14 protein-coding genes and 2 pseudogenes are annotated in these 18,102 nt (G+C 67.1%); 10 read left to right on the top strand and 6 right to left on the bottom strand.

Annotated features, from left to right (window positions below):
- Position 1: 1 nt before the first annotated feature.
- On the bottom strand, positions 2-2,014 hold the full coding sequence (locus BEN78_15815) for a cytochrome o ubiquinol oxidase subunit I (protein ASR44608.1): 2,013 nt from the start codon (positions 2,012-2,014) through the stop codon (positions 2-4).
- Positions 2,015-2,221: 207 nt separating this feature from the next.
- Positions 2,222-3,259 (bottom strand): annotated as a pseudogene (locus BEN78_15810) (ubiquinol oxidase subunit II).
- Positions 3,260-3,437: 178 nt separating this feature from the next.
- On the opposite strand from BEN78_15810, the gene BEN78_15805 reads away from it, so the two are divergent.
- From BEN78_15805 to BEN78_15785, 5 genes are all read left to right on the top strand, one after another.
- Entirely contained in the window at positions 3,438-4,757 is a 1,320-nt protein-coding gene (locus BEN78_15805; GenBank protein ASR45193.1) for an arabinose ABC transporter permease, read from the top strand.
- A gap of 398 nt (positions 4,758-5,155) precedes the next feature.
- Positions 5,156-5,599: a 30S ribosomal protein S6 gene (locus BEN78_15800; GenBank protein ID ASR44607.1), complete on the top strand. Its 444-nt coding sequence runs from the start codon at positions 5,156-5,158 to the stop codon at positions 5,597-5,599.
- Between the two features lie 11 nt (positions 5,600-5,610).
- A complete protein-coding gene (locus BEN78_15795; protein ID ASR44606.1) occupies positions 5,611-5,841 on the top strand; it encodes a 30S ribosomal protein S18 in 231 nt (76 codons plus the stop codon).
- Positions 5,842-5,993: 152 nt separating this feature from the next.
- Positions 5,994-6,446, top strand: a complete 453-nt coding sequence (locus BEN78_15790) for a 50S ribosomal protein L9 (protein ID ASR44605.1) — start codon at positions 5,994-5,996, stop codon at positions 6,444-6,446.
- Positions 6,447-7,023: 577 nt separating this feature from the next.
- Entirely contained in the window at positions 7,024-8,424 is a 1,401-nt protein-coding gene (locus tag BEN78_15785; GenBank protein ID ASR44604.1) for a replicative DNA helicase, read from the top strand.
- 131 nt (positions 8,425-8,555) lie between these two features.
- Here the strand turns inward: BEN78_15785 and BEN78_15780 are convergent, their stop codons facing one another.
- The 3 genes from BEN78_15780 to BEN78_15770 all read right to left on the bottom strand — a co-directional run bounded on the left by BEN78_15780 (position 8,556) and on the right by BEN78_15770 (position 11,754).
- Positions 8,556-8,909: a hypothetical protein gene (locus BEN78_15780; protein ASR44603.1), complete on the bottom strand. Its 354-nt coding sequence runs from the start codon at positions 8,907-8,909 to the stop codon at positions 8,556-8,558.
- 197 nt (positions 8,910-9,106) lie between these two features.
- The gene (locus tag BEN78_15775; protein ID ASR44602.1) at positions 9,107-9,961 is read right to left on the bottom strand and encodes a hypothetical protein; all 855 of its coding nucleotides are present in this window, start codon (positions 9,959-9,961) and stop codon (positions 9,107-9,109) included.
- An 11-nt stretch (positions 9,962-9,972) separates the two neighbouring features.
- Positions 9,973-11,754 (bottom strand): peptidase M14, encoded by a 1,782-nt coding sequence (locus BEN78_15770; GenBank protein ID ASR44601.1) that lies wholly within the window; start codon positions 11,752-11,754, stop codon positions 9,973-9,975.
- 182 nt (positions 11,755-11,936) lie between these two features.
- Here BEN78_15770 and BEN78_15765 point away from each other — a divergent pair, with 182 nt between their 5' ends.
- The 5 genes from BEN78_15765 (at position 11,937) to BEN78_15745 (ending at position 16,781) form a co-directional block, all read left to right on the top strand.
- Entirely contained in the window at positions 11,937-13,559 is a 1,623-nt protein-coding gene (locus tag BEN78_15765; protein ID ASR44600.1) for an MFS transporter, read from the top strand.
- A gap of 24 nt (positions 13,560-13,583) precedes the next feature.
- Positions 13,584-14,201 carry a rhomboid family intramembrane serine protease gene (locus tag BEN78_15760; GenBank protein ID ASR44599.1) on the top strand — a complete coding sequence of 206 codons (618 nt, stop codon included), beginning with the start codon at positions 13,584-13,586 and terminating at the stop codon, positions 14,199-14,201.
- Between the two features lie 97 nt (positions 14,202-14,298).
- Entirely contained in the window at positions 14,299-15,228 is a 930-nt protein-coding gene (locus BEN78_15755; GenBank protein ID ASR44598.1) for a hypothetical protein, read from the top strand.
- A gap of 370 nt (positions 15,229-15,598) precedes the next feature.
- On the top strand, positions 15,599-15,808 hold the full coding sequence (locus tag BEN78_15750) for a cold-shock protein (protein ASR44597.1): 210 nt from the start codon (positions 15,599-15,601) through the stop codon (positions 15,806-15,808).
- A 154-nt stretch (positions 15,809-15,962) separates the two neighbouring features.
- Positions 15,963-16,781: a hypothetical protein gene (locus tag BEN78_15745; GenBank protein ASR45192.1), complete on the top strand. Its 819-nt coding sequence runs from the start codon at positions 15,963-15,965 to the stop codon at positions 16,779-16,781.
- Here BEN78_15745 and BEN78_15740 read toward each other — a convergent pair.
- A pseudogene (locus BEN78_15740) lies at positions 16,764-17,620 on the bottom strand (NAD-dependent deacetylase). The gene BEN78_15745 and the pseudogene BEN78_15740 overlap by 18 nt on opposite strands.
- Positions 17,621-18,102: the final 482 nt, after the last annotated feature.

Below are 18,102 nucleotides of genomic sequence, written 5' to 3'. Positions count from 1 at the left end.
ATCAGAGCGCCTGCTGCGCGAGATCGCGCGTGCGTTGTTCCTCGGTGTCGATCACGTCCTGGGCGGGGATGTAGTACTCGCGGTCGTAGTTGAAGGTGTGCGCGATCGCCGCGACCACCAATGCCACGAACGACACGCCCGCCAGCCACCAGATGTGCCAGATCAGGCCGAAGGCCAGGGCGACACTGATCGCCGAGAGCACCACGCCCGCACCGGTGTTGCGCGGCATGTGGATCGGAACGAAACCGGCGAGCGGACGTTTGTAGCCGTGACGCTTCATATCCGCCCAGGCATCGATCTCATGGACCACTGGGGTGAAGGCGAAGTTGTAGGCCGGCGGGGGCGAGGAGGTCGACCACTCCAGCGTGCGGCCGTCCCAGGGATCGCCGGTGACATCGCGCAGCGCCTTGCGCTTCCGCACGGCCTGGACGATCGACATGATGAACGCGCCGATGCCGGCCGCGACCAGCGCCGCGCCGATCGCCGCGACCACGAAGAACAGATGCAGCGAGGTGTCCTCGAACTGGCTCAGACGGCGGGTCACACCCATCAGACCCATGATGTAGAGCGGGGTGAACGCGACCCAGAAGCCGGTCAGCCAGCACCAGAACGACACCTTGCCCCAGAACTCGTCGAGCTTGAAGCCGAACGCCTTCGGGAACCAGTACACCATGCCGGCGAACAGGCCGAAGACCACGCCGCCGATGATGGTGTTATGGAAGTGGGCGATCAGGAACAGGCTGTTGTGCAGCACGAAGTCGGCCGGCGGCACTGCGAGCAGCACACCGGTCATGCCACCGATGACGAAGGTGAACATGAAGCCGATCGTCCACAGCATCGGGACGTCGAAGCGGATCCGTCCCTTGTACATCGTGAACAGCCAATTGAAGATCTTTGCGCCCGTGGGGATCGAAATGATCATCGTGGTGATGCCGAAGAACGCATTGACGCTTGCGCCCGAGCCCATCGTGAAGAAGTGGTGCAGCCACACCAGGTACGACAGGATCGTGATGACTGCGGTCGCGTAGACCATCGATGTGTAGCCGAACAGCCGCTTGCCGCAGTACGTGGACACGACCTCGGAGAAGATGCCGAAGGCCGGCAGTACCAGGATGTAGACCTCCGGATGGCCCCAGATCCAGATCAGGTTCACGTACATCATTGGGCTGCCGCCCAAGTCGTTGGTGAAGAAATTGGTGCCGACGTAGCGGTCCATCGTCAGCAGCGCCAGCGTCGCCGTCAGGATCGGGAATGTCGCGACGATCAGGATGTTGGTGCACAGCGAGGTCCAGGTGAAGATCGGCATGCGCATGTACTTCATGCCCGGCGCACGCATCTTGACGATCGTCACGATCAGGTTGATGCCCGACAGTGTCGTACCGACACCGGCGACCTGGAGCCCCCATAGGTAGTAGTCCATGCCGACGCCTGGACTGTAGTCGGCGCCCGACAACGGCGGGTAGGCCAGCCAACCGGTCCGCGCGAACTCACCGACGAACAGCGACAGCATGATCAGCACCGCACCGGCGGTGGTCATCCAGAAGCTGAAGTTGTTGAGGAACGGGAACGAGACGTCGCGCGCGCCGATCTGCAGCGGCACGATGTAGTTCATCAGGCCGGTCACCAGCGGCATCGCCACGAAGAAGATCATGATCACGCCGTGGGCGGTGAAGATCTGATCGTAGTGGTGCGGGGGCAGGAAGCCCTCGCCGCCGCCCGAGGCCAGGGCCTGGTGGGCGCGCATCAGCAGCGCGTCGGAGAAGCCGCGCAGCAGCATCACCAGCGCCAGGATGCAGTACATGATCCCGATCTTCTTGTGGTCGATGCTGGTGAACCACTCCTTCCACAGGTAGCCCCAGAGGCGGTACCGGGTGACGAGCACGAGCAGCGCGATGCCGCCGAGCGCGGTGCCGATGAAGGTCGCCGCGAGGATCGGGTCGTGGAGGAAGGCCAGGGACTCGAGCGAAAGACGCCCGAGCCATGGTGAGGTGAGTTGGTCCTGGGGTGCGGACATGGGGTTCCTGCCTAGTACTGGATTCGGTGATGCGATCCGGGATCAGCGGCCCGAGGGGCCGCCGTCGTCATCCGGCTTGCCGGGCGCGCCTTGCTGCTGCGGCGCCTGTCCCGGTGGAATGGGCTGCACGCCCTGATCGTCGGCGCCTTCGCTCGAAGGCGTGGGTTGCGGCGTCGGTTCCTCGGGCGAGACGGCCCGCGGCTGGTGGCCCTGGGGCTCGTCGCCGCGCGCCTCGCGGCCGGCCTCGGGGAAGGTCGCGCCGGGCGCGGCTACCGGCTCGTCGGCGTGACGGTTGTCGTAGCGCAGGCGGGCGTAGTTGGCATGGCTGTCGACGCCGCCGCCGCCCGAGCGGTCGATATGCATCATCTCGTGGACGCACATCGAGCCCGGTGCCACGCACATGTTGAGGATCGCCTCGTACAGCGCCGGGTCGACATTGCCGAAGTAGCGCACCGGCTCACGCTCGGACGGCTTCTCGAGCACCAGATACTCCTGGCGGCCCAGCGGCGTCTGGTCGGCCTGCACCTTGCGCACCCAGGCATCGAAGCCGTCCTGGCTCATGCCATGGAAGTTGAAGTGCATGTGCGAGAAGCCGTCGCCGCTGTAGTTGCCCGAGAAGCCCTTGTACACGCCTTCGGCGTTGATCACGGCGTTGAGCTTGGTCTCCATGCCGGTCATCGCGTAGATCTGGCCGGCCAGCGCCGGGATGAAGAACGAATTCATCATCGACGAAGAGGTGATCTTGAACTCGATCGGCACGTTGACCGGCGCGGCGAGCTCGTTGACCGTCGCGATGCCCTGCTCGGGGTAGAGGAACAGCCACTTCCAGTCGAGCGCGACCACTTCGACCACCAGCGGCTTGACGCCCTCGGCGATCGGCGTGTTTGCGTCGATCCGGTCGAGCGGGCGGTAGGGATCGAGTTTGTGGGTGGCGATCCAGGTCACCGTGCCCAGCACCAGGATGATCGCCAGCGGCGCCGACCAGATGATCAGCTCCAGGCGCGTGGAGTGGTGCCAGTCCGGCGCGTACTCGGCGTCCTTGTTCGACGCGCGGTATTTCCAGGCGAAGAAGAACGTCAGGAAGATCACCGGGACGATGACCAGCAGCATCAGGCCGGTGGACAGCAGGATCAGATCGCGCTGCTGCATGGCGATGTCGCCGGATGGCCGCATGAGCACCCAGTCACAGCCAGACAGCAGCAGGGCGGTCCCGAACAGGACCGAGAATCGGAGGAAGGATTTCATTGGCGGGAGATCGACGACTGAAAAGGGAAACGGCTTGACGGAAGCGCCACGTCCGGGCGGCTAGCGTGGAATCAGGGCAGGGCGCGGGCGCGTGCTGCTGCGCACCTTGCGTGGTGGGCCCGTTTGGGGTTCACAATGCGGTGCATTATCCCCCATGACGACCGGAGACAGCGCGCAGATGAGCGACACCGCACAGCAAGCCACCACCGGGCTGGATGACGCGCCGGAGACCGACGACCTGGAGATCTCGCCAGGGAAGATCGCCTTCCCGGTCGTGATGGGCCGCACGTCGGAGTTCTTCGACTTCTTCGTCTACGGCATCGCGTCGGTGATGGTGTTTCCTTATCTGTTCTTTCCCGACAGCGACCCGGTGCAGGCCACGCTCAAGTCGTTTGCGATCTTCTCGCTGGCATTTATCGCCCGGCCGATCGGCTCGGCGGTGTTCATGGCCATCGACCGCAACTTCGGCCGGGCGGCGAAGCTGATCGTGGCGCTGTTCCTGCTGTGCGGCTCGACCATGGCGATCGCGTTCCTGCCCAGCTACGCCCAGGCCGGCCTGCTGGCGCCGGTGCTGCTGGCGGTCTTCCGCTTCGGCCAGGGCCTGGGCTGGGGCGGCGCCTGGGACGGGCTGCCGTCGCTGCTGTCGCTCAGCGCGCCGAGCGAACGCCGCGGCTGGTACGCCATGGTGCCGCAGCTGGGCGCGACGTTCGGCTTCATGCTCGCGGCGGGCATGTTCCTGGTGTTCATCCGGGTCCTCGGCCATGAGGACTTCATGGCCTGGGGCTGGCGCTTCCCGTTCTTCGTGGCGCTGGCGCTGAACGTCGTCGCGCTCTTCGCACGGCTGCGCCTGGTGGTCACGCCGGAGTTCGTGCAGCTGTTCCGGCAGCAGGAACTGCAGCCGCGCCGGATCGGAGAGACCATCCGCACGCATCCGCGCCAGGTGCTGCTCGGTGCGCTGATCCCGTTGGCCAGCTACGCGATGTTCCACCTGGTGACGATCTTCCCGCTCAGCTGGGCCACGCTGTACACCGATCACAACGCCGGCGATTTCCTGGTCAGCCTGATGATGGGCGCGGTGGTCGGCGGGGTGGGCATCGTGCTGTCGGGCCTGTTGGCCGACCGAGTCGGCCGACGCGGGCAACTGGCGATCGCGGCGGTGCTGATCGCGATTTTCAGCTTCTTCGCGTCCGGCCTGCTGGGTGACGACACGACCGCCGGCCGCACGACCTACGTCGTCGTGGGCTTCGCGCTGCTGGGGCTGTCGCTGGGGCAGGCGAGCAATGCGATCGCCTCGCGCTTCGAGAGCATCTACCGCTACACCGGCGCGGCGGTCACGTCGGACATCGCCTGGCTGCTGGGTGCGGGCTTCGCGCCGCTGGTCGCCCTGGGCGTGTGCAGCCGCTTCGGGCTGGAGTACGTCGGTTACTACCTGCTTTCGGGCGCCGTCGTGACGCTGGCCGCGCTGGGCTTCAGCCGGACCCTGGAAACCGTGCGCTGATCGCCACGCGCCGTGCGCCCGGTTGGGCGCGCGGTCGTTTCGGCAATGGGCGGTGGTCTGCACGATGCGGTCGTCCGGGCCCGAGACATCCGGGCATGAGAGGCGGGGGAGGGGCCTGCGGCTCGACCCGGGCGCGTTCCGCTTGGGGTGCGCTCCGATGTCGCGGTGGCCGGGTGTCCATTTCACCATGCCCGCCTGCGACAGGGCTGCGACCGAGTGTCGCACCTGCGCGCAGGCCGGCCTGCGCATGTCCCCGCCCTTGCCCGGAGGCAGCGAATCTGTGAGAATCGCCGGCTCCCTGCGCTCAGGCGCTGAGGAGACCCTTGCCCCACCGCGCACGCGGGGGGCTATCCGGACCGCCGCCGACCGGCGCGGTCGATATCCGAAAGGAAACCACTATGCGTCATTACGAAGTCGTGTTCCTGGTCCACCCGGACCAGAGCGAGCAGGTGCCCGCGATGATCGAGCGTTACAAGTCGATGATCGAAGGCGCCGAGGGCACCATCCACCGTCTGGAAGATTGGGGCCGTCGTCAGCTGGCCTACCCGATCAACAATCTGGTCAAGGCCCACTACGTGCTGTTCAACATCGAGGTCGGCCAGGCCGGTCTCGACGAGCTCGTCGAGGCGTTCCGCTTCAACGATGCCGTGCTGCGTCACCTGGTGATCCGCCGCGAAGAGGCCGACACCGAGCAGTCGCTGATCATGAAGAACAAGGACGACAAGGGCGACAAGCCCGAGCGTGGCGAGCGTCGTCGTCGCGATGACGAGGGCGAGTCCACCGGCGGCGACGCCGACGGCGACAAGTCCGACAAGCCCGACACCAACGCCGAAGCCGCCTGAGGAGCACGTCCATGTCCAAGTTCTTCCGCCGCCGCAAGTTCTGCAAGTTCACCGCCGAGGGCGTCAAGGAGATCGATTACAAGGATCTCAACACCCTGCGCCAGAACCTGACCGAGAACGGCAAGATCGTGCCCAGCCGCATCACGGGCACCAAGTCGCGTTACCAGCGCCAGCTGGCCACGGCCGTCAAGCGCGCCCGTTACCTGGCCCTGATCCCGTACACCGACAACCACAATGTGTGAGTCCGGCGGGTCCCTCCGCTGAAGCCCGGCCTTCCATGGCCGGACTTTAGAAAAAAGCGGATGGCGGCACCGTTTTTCACCATCATTCCGTCCGGTTCGGACAGCACTCGTTGCGGCGCCTTGGGCGCCGCTAACGAATACGGAGCTACACCATGCAACTGATTCTGCTGCAGAAGGTCACCAATCTCGGCAACCTGGGTGACAAGGTCAACGTCAAGCCGGGCTATGGCCGCAACTACCTGGTGCCCCAGGGCAAGGCCGTGCCGGCGACCGAGGCCAATCTGGCCGAGTTCGAGACCCGCCGTGCCGAGTACGAGGCCAAGGCCAAGGCGCAGCTCGACGAGGCGCAGTCGCGTCTGGCCAAGCTCGAGGGCGCCAGCGTGACCGTTTACGCCAATGCGTCGACCGAGGGCAAGCTGTACGGTTCGGTCGGTCCGCGCGAGATCGCCGATGCGCTGACCAAGGCGGTCACGCCGGTCAACAAGTCGGAAGTCGTGCTGGGCGAAGGCGCGTTCCGCAACACCGGTGAGTACGAGGTGGTCGTGCATCTGCACGCCGACGCCGAGACCACGGTCAAGGTGATCATCGAAGGCGAGGTCGCCTGATCCATCGGATCGGGTGGTCCTTAGACGGGCGCCGCAAGGCGCCCGTTTTCGTTTGGGCTGCCCGCAAAACCGGGGGGCAGAGTGCAATTTCGTCTTGTGAAATTGCACTCTGACCCCGGTTTTAACCGAGCCGGCTCACCCGGGACGGGCTCGGCGCGACCGCACCCCGCCAGTCCGCTGCTCGAGAACGTCCGGCTGGGCGACTTCTGTGACGCCTCGACGAAAGCGTGCGCGCACCGGGTTGGTGTTCGGGCGGCCAGTCTTTCGCCCAGTGGAAGGTCGTCCACGGATTCAGAGCGGCCAAGTTCCGGATCGCGAGCGAGGGCTCGGCCGGGCGTTGCGGAGAGCGGACCATGGATGGTCCGCGGCGGCGAGTCAGTCAGGGATGACTGACCGAGCCGAGGAGCAATCCCGGCCGGGTACTCGCAGCCTCCGAAGAAGTCGTCTCAGTCCGCGAGATAACCCGTTGTGAAGCTGCGCATCGTTAGGCTTATCCACAGGTTATGGGGTCGCGTGTCCACAGGCCCGCGCTCTAGCATGCCACTTGCCGTAATCCGTTCTTTCTGAAGTCCACGCCATGTCCGCACGTCCCGAATACCGCAATGACCACCGTGCCGATGCGCGCGTCGAACAGCTGCGCATCCCGCCGCAGTCGGTCGAGGCCGAGCAGGCCGTGCTCGGCGGCCTCATGCTGGTGCCCGATGCCTACGACCGCATCGCCGACCTGCTGGTGTCGGAGGACTTCTACCGGCGCGATCACCAGAAGATCTACGCCGCGATCCAGGAACTGGCCGAAAAGAACAAGCCCTTCGATGCGGTGACGCTGGGCGAGTGGTTCGAGTCCAACGGGCTGTCCGAACTGGTCGCCGGCGGCGCGTATCTGGGCGAGCTGGCGAGCACGACGCCGTCGGCGGCCAACATCCGCGCCTACGCCGAGATCGTGCGCGACAAGGCCATCCTGCGTCAGCTGATCGATGTCGGCACCGAGATCGTCAACGATGGCTTCCAGCCCGAGGGCCGCGACAGCAGCGAGATCCTGGCCAAGGCCGAGCAGCAGGTGTTCAAGATCGCCGAGGCCGGTGCGCAGGGGCGCAGCGACTTCACCGCGATCAACAAGGCGATGGCCGACGCCTTCGACGTGCTGCAGACGCGCTACAACAACGGCGGCGGGGTGACCGGTCTGCCGACCGGTTACACTGAGTTCGACGAGATGACCGCCGGCCTGCAGCCGACCGACCTGATCATCCTGGCCGCGCGCCCGGCGATGGGCAAGACCACGTTCGCGCTCAACATCGCCGAGTACGCGGCGATCAAGACCAAGAAAGCGGTCGGCGTGTTCTCGATGGAAATGTCGGCCAGCCAGCTCGCGCTGCGTCTGATTTCTTCCAATGGCCGCGTGAATGCGACACGTCTGCGTACCGGTCAGCTCGAGGACGAGGACTGGAGCCGGGTGAGCAGTGCGATCCGCATGCTCAAGGAAACCAAGATCTTCATCGACGACACGCCGGGCCTGGGCCCGGATGTGCTGCGCGCCAAGTGTCGCCGCCTCAAGCGCGAACACGACCTGGGGCTGGTGGTGATCGATTACCTGCAGCTGATGTCGGTGCCGGGCAACAGCGAGAACCGCGCGACCGAGATCTCCGAGATCTCACGCTCGCTCAAGGGGCTGGCCAAGGAGCTCAACGTGCCGGTGATCGCGCTGTCCCAGCTCAACCGCTCGCTGGAAACCCGCGCCGACAAGCGCCCAGTGATGGCCGACCTGCGCGAGTCGGGCGCCATCGAGCAGGACGCGGACATCATCATCTTCATCTACCGCGACGACTACTACAACAAGGAAACCTCGCCGGACAAAGGGCTGGCCGAGATCATCATCGGCAAGCAGCGAAGCGGTCCGACGGGGTCGGTGAAGCTGAAGTTCTTCGGTGAATACACCCGCTTCGACAATCTCTCGCACGACTCGATCGGCAGCTTCGAGTAACGCGCAGCAGTCGCGTCATCATTGCGTTGTCGGGGGCGTGCCGCGTCACGCGCCGAGGACGGCAAACAGATCTTGCCGATGCCCAGACCGCCGCCCGTCAGGCGGCGCGCAGCCTCGCGTCCAGCATCGCGTTACGGCTGGACATGATGCAGCCGGACACGGCCGACGTGCAGGCCGGCGCTGGAGGGATCGATCGCGACCGGCATGGCATCCTCGGTGCGGAAGCGTGGCGCGCCGTCGGGCATCGACACGGTGATCTCCAGGGCGGCCGCGCCCGTCAGGCGCGCGCGCGGCACGTCGAGCGCGAACTCGTAGGGCCCGGCGCCGACGGTCGTGCTGCGTTCGGCCAGCACGCGCGCCTCGCCTGTGCGGGCGGGGTCGACCAGGCGGACATCGAGCCGGGACCCTTCTGGCATCAGGATCTTTTCGAAGTAGACGGCCTCGCCCTGCAGGGTGAGCGATGGCTGCGGCACGCTGTCGGTCATCGGCGGAGCTCCTGCGGCGACGGTCGGGGCGGGGGTCTGGCAGGCGCCGAGCAGCGCCACGGGTAGCACTGCGGCAGTGATGCGGGCCAATTTCGGGAACGGGCGGGTCGGGGACATGGGGTGGACTCCACAGCTGTGATGCCGCCCAGCATGCACGCCGCCGGCGCAATGGGCGCGCACTGCCGGGCTGGCGACGGTCACGGGCGCAGGCGTAGCCGGACCCAGGTGCCGAAATGGTCGGACGGCCAGGTGCCCTCGGCATCCGGGGTGTCGAGCACCACCTGCGCGTCGTCGATCTCGAAGCGACCCTGCTGCGCGAGCACCAGATCGATCCGTGACCGGTAGTCGAAGAAGTGCGGGTTGAGCGTGGTCACGCCGGCGCCGTCGGCCTCCGGGTGCTGCGTGCCGTACGCGTCGATGTAGCGCGCGCGCAGCCCCGCGAACTCGGGTGCGCCGGCCGGAGCGTTGAAGTCGCCCAGGATCAGCGACGGCACGTCGCCGGACGTGCGCGACACGAAGTCCAGCGCGTCGGCGACCTGCACTTCGCGGATCGCGCCGCCTTCGAGTGTCCAGTGCAGATGGGTGAAATAGACATCGAGCGGATGGCCGTCGACGTCGAGGCGCGCGTGGCCGATGCTGCGCGAGTCGTCGTGCGGCTGCAGCCGGTGCCAGTCCTGCGCCTTCACCGGCAGCCGAGTGAGCAGGGCGTTGCCGTAACGATGTGCCTGGTCGGCCGGATCGGTGGAAACGAACTGCACCGTGTAGCCGAGTTCGGCGGCGATGGTCTGCGCCTGGTTGTGCAGGGTCTGGGTCTGCAGCACTTCCTGCAGGGCGATGATGTCGGGATCGAGCGCACGCAGTTGCGCGACGATCAGCGGCAGCCGCTTCGGCCAGTCGGCCTTGTCGTGGTAGATGTTGAGCGTGACCACATCCAGTGTGCGTGGTGGCGCCGGTTCGGGCTTCGCGCCGCCGGTGCCGGTGCAGGCGGCGAGGACGAGCAGCGACAACGCCGCGGGCAGGCAGTGACGCATCAGGCGAGACAACGGGGACATGGCAGCTCCAGTCATTCGGGGACGACGTCGGTACGGACGATGGGGTAGAGGTTGTAGCGCGCATCCCAGGCGCTGTGTCGACGATAGAAGTACGTCAGGCGCGCGCTCGGGTCGGCGGCGAAGTCCGGATCGTCGCGCAGCCGGGTGCGGAAGTCCTCGGCGAGCGCCGGGTCGGCGGCCAGCATCTCGCGCGCGACCGCTTCGGCGACGTAGTCTTCCATGTACTCCTTGCGCTCGAAGTGGGTGTTGAAGCGGCCCCATGCGGCCATCGAGTCGGGCGCCTGCGGCTCGAGCAGCGCGGCGACCAGGCGCGCCTTGGGTTGCGCGATCGACACGTACAGTGCGCCGGCGCCGATGTCCTGCGGCTCGGCGCGCCAGCGGCCTTCGAGCGTGAGCCGCTGGTGGCCCTCGACCGGCGCGGTGCCGAATGCGGTGCGCTCGGCGCGGAAGGTCTCGACGGCGAGCTGGGAATGGGCGTGCGTGAGCGTCGAATAGGCGATGCCGTGCCGGTCGAGGGCCTGGGCGACGCTGGCTGCGTGGGCGGCGGGCACGATGTAGCCTGCACGCGGCAGCGTGACGGTCAGAGACGGCACGATCTCGTCGCGCAGCGGCACCCGCCAGATCTGCGGTGTGGTCTCGTCGTAGCGTGTCATCAGCGCGCCCGAGACCTCCGACAGCGTGCGGGTGTAGGCGTAGCCGCGGAAGTCGACCATCCGCGCGCGTGTCGTGGCCTGCCAGTCCAGCGGCAGCGAGGTGCCACCCAGTGCGGCAGCGCGGGCGTCGGCGTCGGCCGCCACCCGCATCCACGCGCGACCATGGCGGGCGATCTGTTCGAGCACCGAGACCACGGTGTTGCGGGTCAAGGCCACGCGGACCGGGTAGGGCTTCCACGAGTGGGTCTCGATCAGCATCGCCACCCGGTTGCGCAACGGGAAGTAGCCGGTCGAAAAGCGCGGCGGCGACACGCCGTCCTCGAAACCCGAGGCCGGATCGTCGGATTCGACGAACGACGGGTAGTAGGGCAGCGGCAGCGCGCCCTGGCGCGCGAGGTCGTCGATGACCGCGTCACGGAACGTGCGCCCGACATCGCGCATCTGCGCATCGCCCGAATGTACCGGCTCGACCTGCACCGCGATGTCGTGCTCGAACTGCGCGCCATTGGTCGCGTGCAGGTCGACATAGGCGATCGGATCCCAGGCCTCGACCAGCGCCAGCATCGCCTGCATTTCCGGCGCGTCGGCCTTGGCGTAGTCGCGGTTGAGGTTGTAATTCTGTGCCGTGGTGCGCCAGCCCATTTCGCGCGGGCCGCGCTGGTTGGGGCGGTTCCAGGCCGCGAAACGCTCGTGGCCATCGGCGCTGAACACCGGTACGAACACCCAGACCAGCGCGTCGAGCGCGCCGGGTGCGGCGTCGCCGTCGAGCACCTGGCGCAGCGCCAGAAAGCCGGCGTCCTTGCCGTCGATCTCGCCGGCGTGGATGCCGCCCTGGATCAGTACGACCGGAATGCCCCGTGCACGCGCCTGCTCAGGATCGAGCGTGCCGCTGCGGCTGACGATCAGCGCCTGCATCGGCCGGCCTTCGGGCGTGGTGCCGAACTGCGTGCAGCGCACCGCATCGGGATGCAGGCGGGCGAAGGTGGCGCACAGGCGCACGACCTCATCATAGCGGCCGGTCTCGACGAAGCCGCTGCGTTCGGACACGGTGATGCGCGGATCGCCGGTTGCCGCCGCGGGCGACAGCGGCGCGGCGAGCGTGGCGGCGACCAACAACGGCAGGAGCGGGCGGCGGAACATGGCGGCGGTCCGGAAGAGAGCGACCGTGCATGATGCCCGGCCGGGCGCGCACGCCCAAGGGCGCGCATCGCGATCGCTGCCCAGCGCCCGGCACTTGCCGTCGATCGGCCGGCATGGCAGTCGCGGGCCGGACGCGAGGATCGGGTAGGCTGTGGGGTTCCCAGACTGCCTTCGACGTGCCGATGACGACCGTCCAGACCACTGCGGGCCGCATGCCCCGCCAGATCTCCTACATCATCGGCAACGAAGCCTGCGAGCGCTTCAGCTTCTACGGCATGCGCAACATCCTGGTGCCGTTTCTGATCAGTTCGGTGCTGTTGGCCTATCTGCCCGAGGGGCCGGAGCGCGACGGCGCGGCCAAGGACATCTTCCACATGTTCGTGATCGGCGTGTACTTCTTCCCGCTGCTGGGCGGGTGGTTGTCCGACCGGTTCTTCGGCAAGTACCACACCATCCTGTGGTTCTCGCTGATCTACTGCGCCGGCCATGCGTGCCTGGCGCTGTTCGAGAACAACGCCGCGGGGTTCTACACCGGTCTGTTCCTGATCGCGCTCGGCTCGGGCGGCATCAAGCCATTGGTGGTCTCGTTCTGCGGCGACCAGTTCGACCAGAGCAACAAGGACAAGGCCAAGCTGGTCTTCGACGCGTTCTATTGGATCATCAACTTCGGTTCGTTCTTCGCGTCGCTGCTGGCGCCGCTGTTCCTGCGCCATTTCGGGCCGGCGGTCGCCTTCGGCATCCCCGGCATCCTGATGTTCATCGCCACGTTCGTGTTCTGGCTCGGGCGCCGGCGCTACATCGACGTGCCCCCGGCCGGTCGCGATCCGCACGCCTTCTTCGAGGTGGTCAAGACCGCGCTGCGCGCCGAGCGCCCGGGGGCAGGCCGTCCTGGCCTGCTGGTCGCGCTGTTCGGCATCGCGGTCGCCGTGCTGCTGCTGGTGCTGTGGGCATTGTCGGCGGTGGGCGTGGTGCCGCCGGCATGGGCCGACTCCTTCAACTTCGTGATCTCGGCCTGCCTGGCGCTGGGTGTGATCATTGCCGCCGGCGGCGTCGGCGCCTCGATGCAGCTCGAGCGCGCGCGCGGGTCGCACCCCGATGCCGCGGTCGACGGCGTGCGCGCGGTGCTGCGGATCCTGATCGTGTTCGCACTGGTCACGCCGTTCTGGTCGCTGTTCGACCAGAAGGCCTCGACCTGGATCATCCAGGGTCGTGAGATGGTGATCCCGCACGCGGCGTGGTGGTGGCCCAGCTGGCTGATCCAGGACGCGGCGCAGATGCAGGCGCTCAACCCCTTGTTGGTGATGCTGCTGATCCCGTTCAACAACCTGGTGCTGTACCCGGCGCTGCGCGCGATGGGGCTGTCGGTGACGCCGCTGCGCCGCATGGGCTGGGGCATCGCGTTCTCGGGCGTGGCGTGGATCGCCGCCGGTGCGATCCAACTGTGGATCGATGGCGGCGAGCAGGTCTCGCTGGCCTGGCAGTCGTTGCCGTATCTGTTGCTGACCTTCGGCGAGGTCCTGGTGTCGGCAACCGCGCTGGAGTTCGCTTACAGCCAGGCGCCGCAGGCGATGAAGGGCGTGATCATGGCGTTCTGGTACCTGACCAGCACCTTCGGCAGCCTGTGGGTGCTGCTGACCAACGCCGGCGTGCGCAACGAGGCGGTGACCGCGTACATCGCCTCGTCGGGGCTGAGCGAAAACGCATTCCTGATGTTCTTCTTCGCCGGATTCGCGTTCCTGGCGGCCTTGGCGTTCGCGGCGTATGCGCGGCGCTATCCCATGCAGGACAACTACCGTGTTGCCTGATTCGTCCTTCCGGAAGCCCGCCCGATGAACCTCGCTCCCGTCACGCTGTTGCTGATCGTCGTCACCGCCGTGGTGTCGTGGCAGGCGTTCGAAAAGCCGCAATTGCTCGCCCGGCTGATCCTGTGGCCGCCGGCGGTGGACCGCTATCGCCAGTACGACCGGCTGCTCACGCACGGCTTCATCCATGCCGACTGGCAGCACTTGCTTTTCAACATGATCACGCTGTTCTTCTTCGGCGGCGGCATCGAGCGCGCGTTCGCGCCGTACATCGGCCCGGTCGGCTTCCTGCTGTTCTACCTGTCGGCGATTCTGGTGGCGATCCTGCCGACCTATCTGCGGCATCGGCGCGATCCGCACTATCGCAGTCTGGGAGCTTCGGGCGCGGTGTCGGCGGTGCTGTTCGCGTCGATCCTGCTCAGCCCATGGTCGATGTTGTTGGTCTTCTTCATCCCGATGCCGGCAATCGTGTTCGGCGTGTGCTATGTCGGCTACAGCATCTGGATGGACCGCCGAGGCGGCGACAACATCAACCACAGCGCCCACCTGTGGGGCGCGGGCTACGGCGTGTTGTTCACCGTGATGATGGAGCCGCGCGTGCTCGGCAGTTTCATCGATCGTTTGATGTCGCCGTCGTTCTTCTAGCGGCGCGCGCAGGGCGCGGCATGCGTTCGCGCTCACCGGCCTTGCATGCGATGCGTGATATCCCTGCACGCACATCCATCAAACGGAGTGCATGTCCATGGCCGTGACCCGAGCGAAAGCCACCAGCCTGCTCAACAAGACCGAGATGGGGTTGTACGACGCCAGCCGCGCCAATGCATTGCGCAGTCTGAGCGACACGCAGCTCGCCAAGCTGGTGACCCGCGCGCGCACCGCCCGCGATCGTGCGCGCGATCTGGAAAAGCGCCAGCGTCTGGCTTTGCGCAAGTCGACCGGCAGCAAGACCGGACGGACCGGGCAGGCGAACGCGCGTACGGGTGAGAAGGCCGAGCTGCTCGCTGACATCCTCGGCCGCCTCGAAACGCGCCAGAAGGAAAACGCGAAGGCAGCCAAGGCGGCGGCGACGGCGGCACGCAAGTCCGTGAAGAAGACGAGCGCGCCGGGCGCACGCAAGCCGGCTGCCAAGTCGGCCGCTGCTGCCAGCGTGACAGGCACGCGGGCCAAGACCGCCAAGACCGCCAAGACCGCGAAGACTGACAAGACCAGCAAGGTCGCCAAGGCAGCGACCAAGACCTCGGCAACGTCGGCCACCTCTCGGCATGCGGCGTCCGCAACGACATCGAGCCGTGTCGGCAAGAGCACGGTCAAGCCGGCATCGACCCGGTCGCGCAAGACGGCCACGGCGCGCACGCCGGACGCCGCGGACAAGCCGGCGGCGTCCGCGCGCAAGTCGCGGCGCGGTTCGCGCATTTCGCCCGAGCGCGCGCTCGACAATACGCGGCAGTTGCTGGAGCAGCACGAAGCGCAGGCGCGCGCGCCCAAGCCCTGGGAGGACATCGGCCACGACGGCGCCCCGTCGGTGGCGCCGGGTTACCAGTCGCCGCAGGCCCGGGCCAAGGCGCTGGAACTGCACGCTGCCGAAAGCCGGCAGGCCTCGATCAACGGCAGCAGCAGTACGCGCGACCGCAAGAACCAGGGCAAGCGCGATCGCCGGGCGGCGACAGACTGAGCGACCTGTTGCTGCGGAGCCGCGGTGTTCCACGCCTCGTCCGCAGCCGGCATGGCGGCGCCGGGCGACCCTGCCCAGGCAGCCGCCGGCCATCCCCTTGGCGCCGACGGGGAGGGCGGCATCGTCGTCCCCCTATTCACATTTCAGTCGATAATTGCGGTATCGTGCGCGGACTGTTCAAGGCGGGATCACGGTACATCGTGGCTCCGATGCGGTAGATCCAATCTCACGACGGCCGGAGCTTTTCGGTCGGGACGATCCGCTCCATCGCTTTCGCGTTACCCCTTGCTAGACAGTCGCGGCAACCCGGCCATCCAAACAACGCCGGTCGTCGTGTTCCAATGACCACACTGCTTCAAGGAGTAACACCATGTCAGAGCGCCAGACCGGAACCGTCAAGTGGTTCAACGATGCCAAGGGCTTCGGCTTCATCACCCCGGAAAGCGGCCAGGACCTGTTCGTCCACTTCCGCTCGATCCAGGGCACCGGCTTCAAGTCGCTGCAGGAAGGCCAGAAGGTCTCCTTCAAGGTCGTGCAGGGCCAGAAGGGCCTGCAGGCTGACGAGGTGCAGGCGATCTAATCGCCCGCAGCGTCTGCCAGATCCGGCCCCGGACGGTAACGTCCGGGGCTTTTTCGTATGCGTCGGCCTGGCGTCCGTCGTTCACGACCAGGCCACGTCGATGCCGTTAGCGTTTCGTGAGTTCCATGCCGCTGGGCGGCCCCGAGGATCGATGATGAGACGGATGGTGCTGTGCGTATTGCCGCTGTTGCTGCTGGCCTGCCAGCGCGAGGCGCCCGTGCCGGCGCAGCCGGCGGCCGGGTCCGGGGACGCCGATGCCGAGGCGGTGCAGCCGCTGGCCGAAACGCCGGTCAAGCTCGAGGATGTGGTCGAGATGGACCCGCGCTACATCGTGGGCATCAGCTACCCGCCCGAAGCCAACAAGTACCCGGGGCTTGCCGCCGAGCTGCATCGCTTCGCCCAGGCGGCCCGCGACGAGCTCAAGCAAGCCTTGCCGGGCACCGAACTGCAGCCGGGCGTGACCTACGATCTGTCGTTGAGCTTCACCACGCTGCTCGACACCGCGCGCGTGCTCGCCATCGCCGCCGATGGCGGCAGCTACACCGGCGGTGCGCACGACAATCCGATCATCGCGCGTTTCTTCTGGCTCGTCCGCGAGGAGCGCTTGCTCACCGCCGACGAACTCGTCACCGACGCGGGCGATTGGCAGGCGATTTCGGACTATGTGCGCGAGCAACTGCATGCCGCACTGTCGCAGCGCATCGACGCCGATGAGCTCGATCCGGCCGAGCGCAGCCGGATGATGCAGACCGCAGGCCGGATGATCGACGAAGGTGCGCGGCCGGATGTGGCCAACTTCCAGCAGTTCGAGCCGATCGCCGGGCAGGGCGGCAAGCTGGCGGGTCTGCGTTTCGTGTTTCCGCCCTACCAGGTCGGCCCCTACTCGGACGGGATGCAGACCGTCGAGGTGCCGGCGTCGGTGCTGGTGCCGCACGTGGCGCCGGCGTATCGCGACCTATTCGTCGCCGGCTGAGGCGTCGCGCGCAAGCGCGCCCAGCGTGCGGCCGATCTCCGCATCGAGCCGCAAAGTGGCCAGTGGGTCGGCGCGCGTGACCCCGCGGTTGAGGATCGCCAGCGGCAGCCCGGCCTCGTGGGCCATCTTGGCGAAACGGAAGCCCGAGTAGACCATCAGCGACGAGCCGACGACGAACATCGCGTCGCTTTCCGCCAATGCCGTCCTTGCGGCCTGCACGCGCGCTGTCGGCACGTTCTCACCGAAGAACACGACGTCGGGTTTGAGCAGGCCGCCGCAGTGCAGGCACTGTGGCGGCACGAACGCGGCTTCGGACTCGGCCGCGATGTCGGCGTCGCCATCGGGGCCATTGCGGCCGCGCCAGGATGCCAGCCGGGGTTGTCGGCGACGAGCCGGGGTTGCAGCGCATCGCGCGGCATCGCCGTGCCGCAACCCAGGCAGACGACGCGGTCGAGCCGGCCGTGCAGGTCGATCACCGAGCGGCTGCCGGCGGCCTGGTGCAGGCCGTCGACGTTCTGGGTCAGGAGGGTCGCGATCGGACCGCCATCGCCCAGTGCCGCCAGCGCGCGATGCGCGACGTTGGGGCGTGCGACGGAGAATCGCGGCCAGCCGACGAAGCTGCGCGCCCAATAGCGGCGGTAGATCGCCGGGTCGCCGGTGAACGCCTGCCAGGTCACCGGGGCAGGGCGCTTCCAGGCGCCATCGGTATTGCGGTAGTCGGGAATGCCCGAGCCTGTGCTGATGCCGGCGCCGGTGAGCACGAAGACACGGCGGAAGCCGCCAAGCCAGTCGCGCAGGCGTTCGGTGGCTTCGGTGTCGTCGAGGCGGATCGCGGACATGCGGCCATGCTACCGCGGACCCTCTGTGTGTCGTAGGCGTGCGCAAGGGATGGCCTCTACGAGACACGCCGGCCGCGCGAATGGACCCGTAGAAGAGAGGGCTCTTTTCCCAAGTGCGGAAGTAGGAGCCCACGTCGGAGAGGCAGCCGCCTGCCAGCCGGAAGCCGCTCTTCCCTCGGTCAGGACATCCTGTCCTGACTCGGGCGCGCGCCATCCCTGGCGCGCTCGACGCGGCCCCCGGCCGCCAGTCTGCTGCGCTGGGCGCTCGCAACCCGACTTCGGATCGACGACGAGTTCCCCGCTGGGAGAAGTCGCCCACTGTCGGCCTCAGTGCCTCGCGCTGGCTGGGGATTGCGATAGCGCGACCGGGGAAGAGATGCCCTGCGTGGCACGCTGCGCATCCATGCAAACGCCACGCGTGTTTCGCGTAGCTGGACCGCGAAGCGGCCTTGACCGAGGGGAGAGCGGCTTCCGGCTGGCAG

Origin of the sequence: Xanthomonas citri pv. mangiferaeindicae (assembly GCA_002240395.1) — a bacterium.
In the GTDB taxonomy this organism is placed as follows: Bacteria; Pseudomonadota; Gammaproteobacteria; order Xanthomonadales; family Xanthomonadaceae; genus Luteimonas; species Luteimonas citri_A.
The sequence above is the reverse complement of the archived record's forward strand: the minus strand, read 5'-3'. Positions and strand labels throughout refer to the sequence as shown.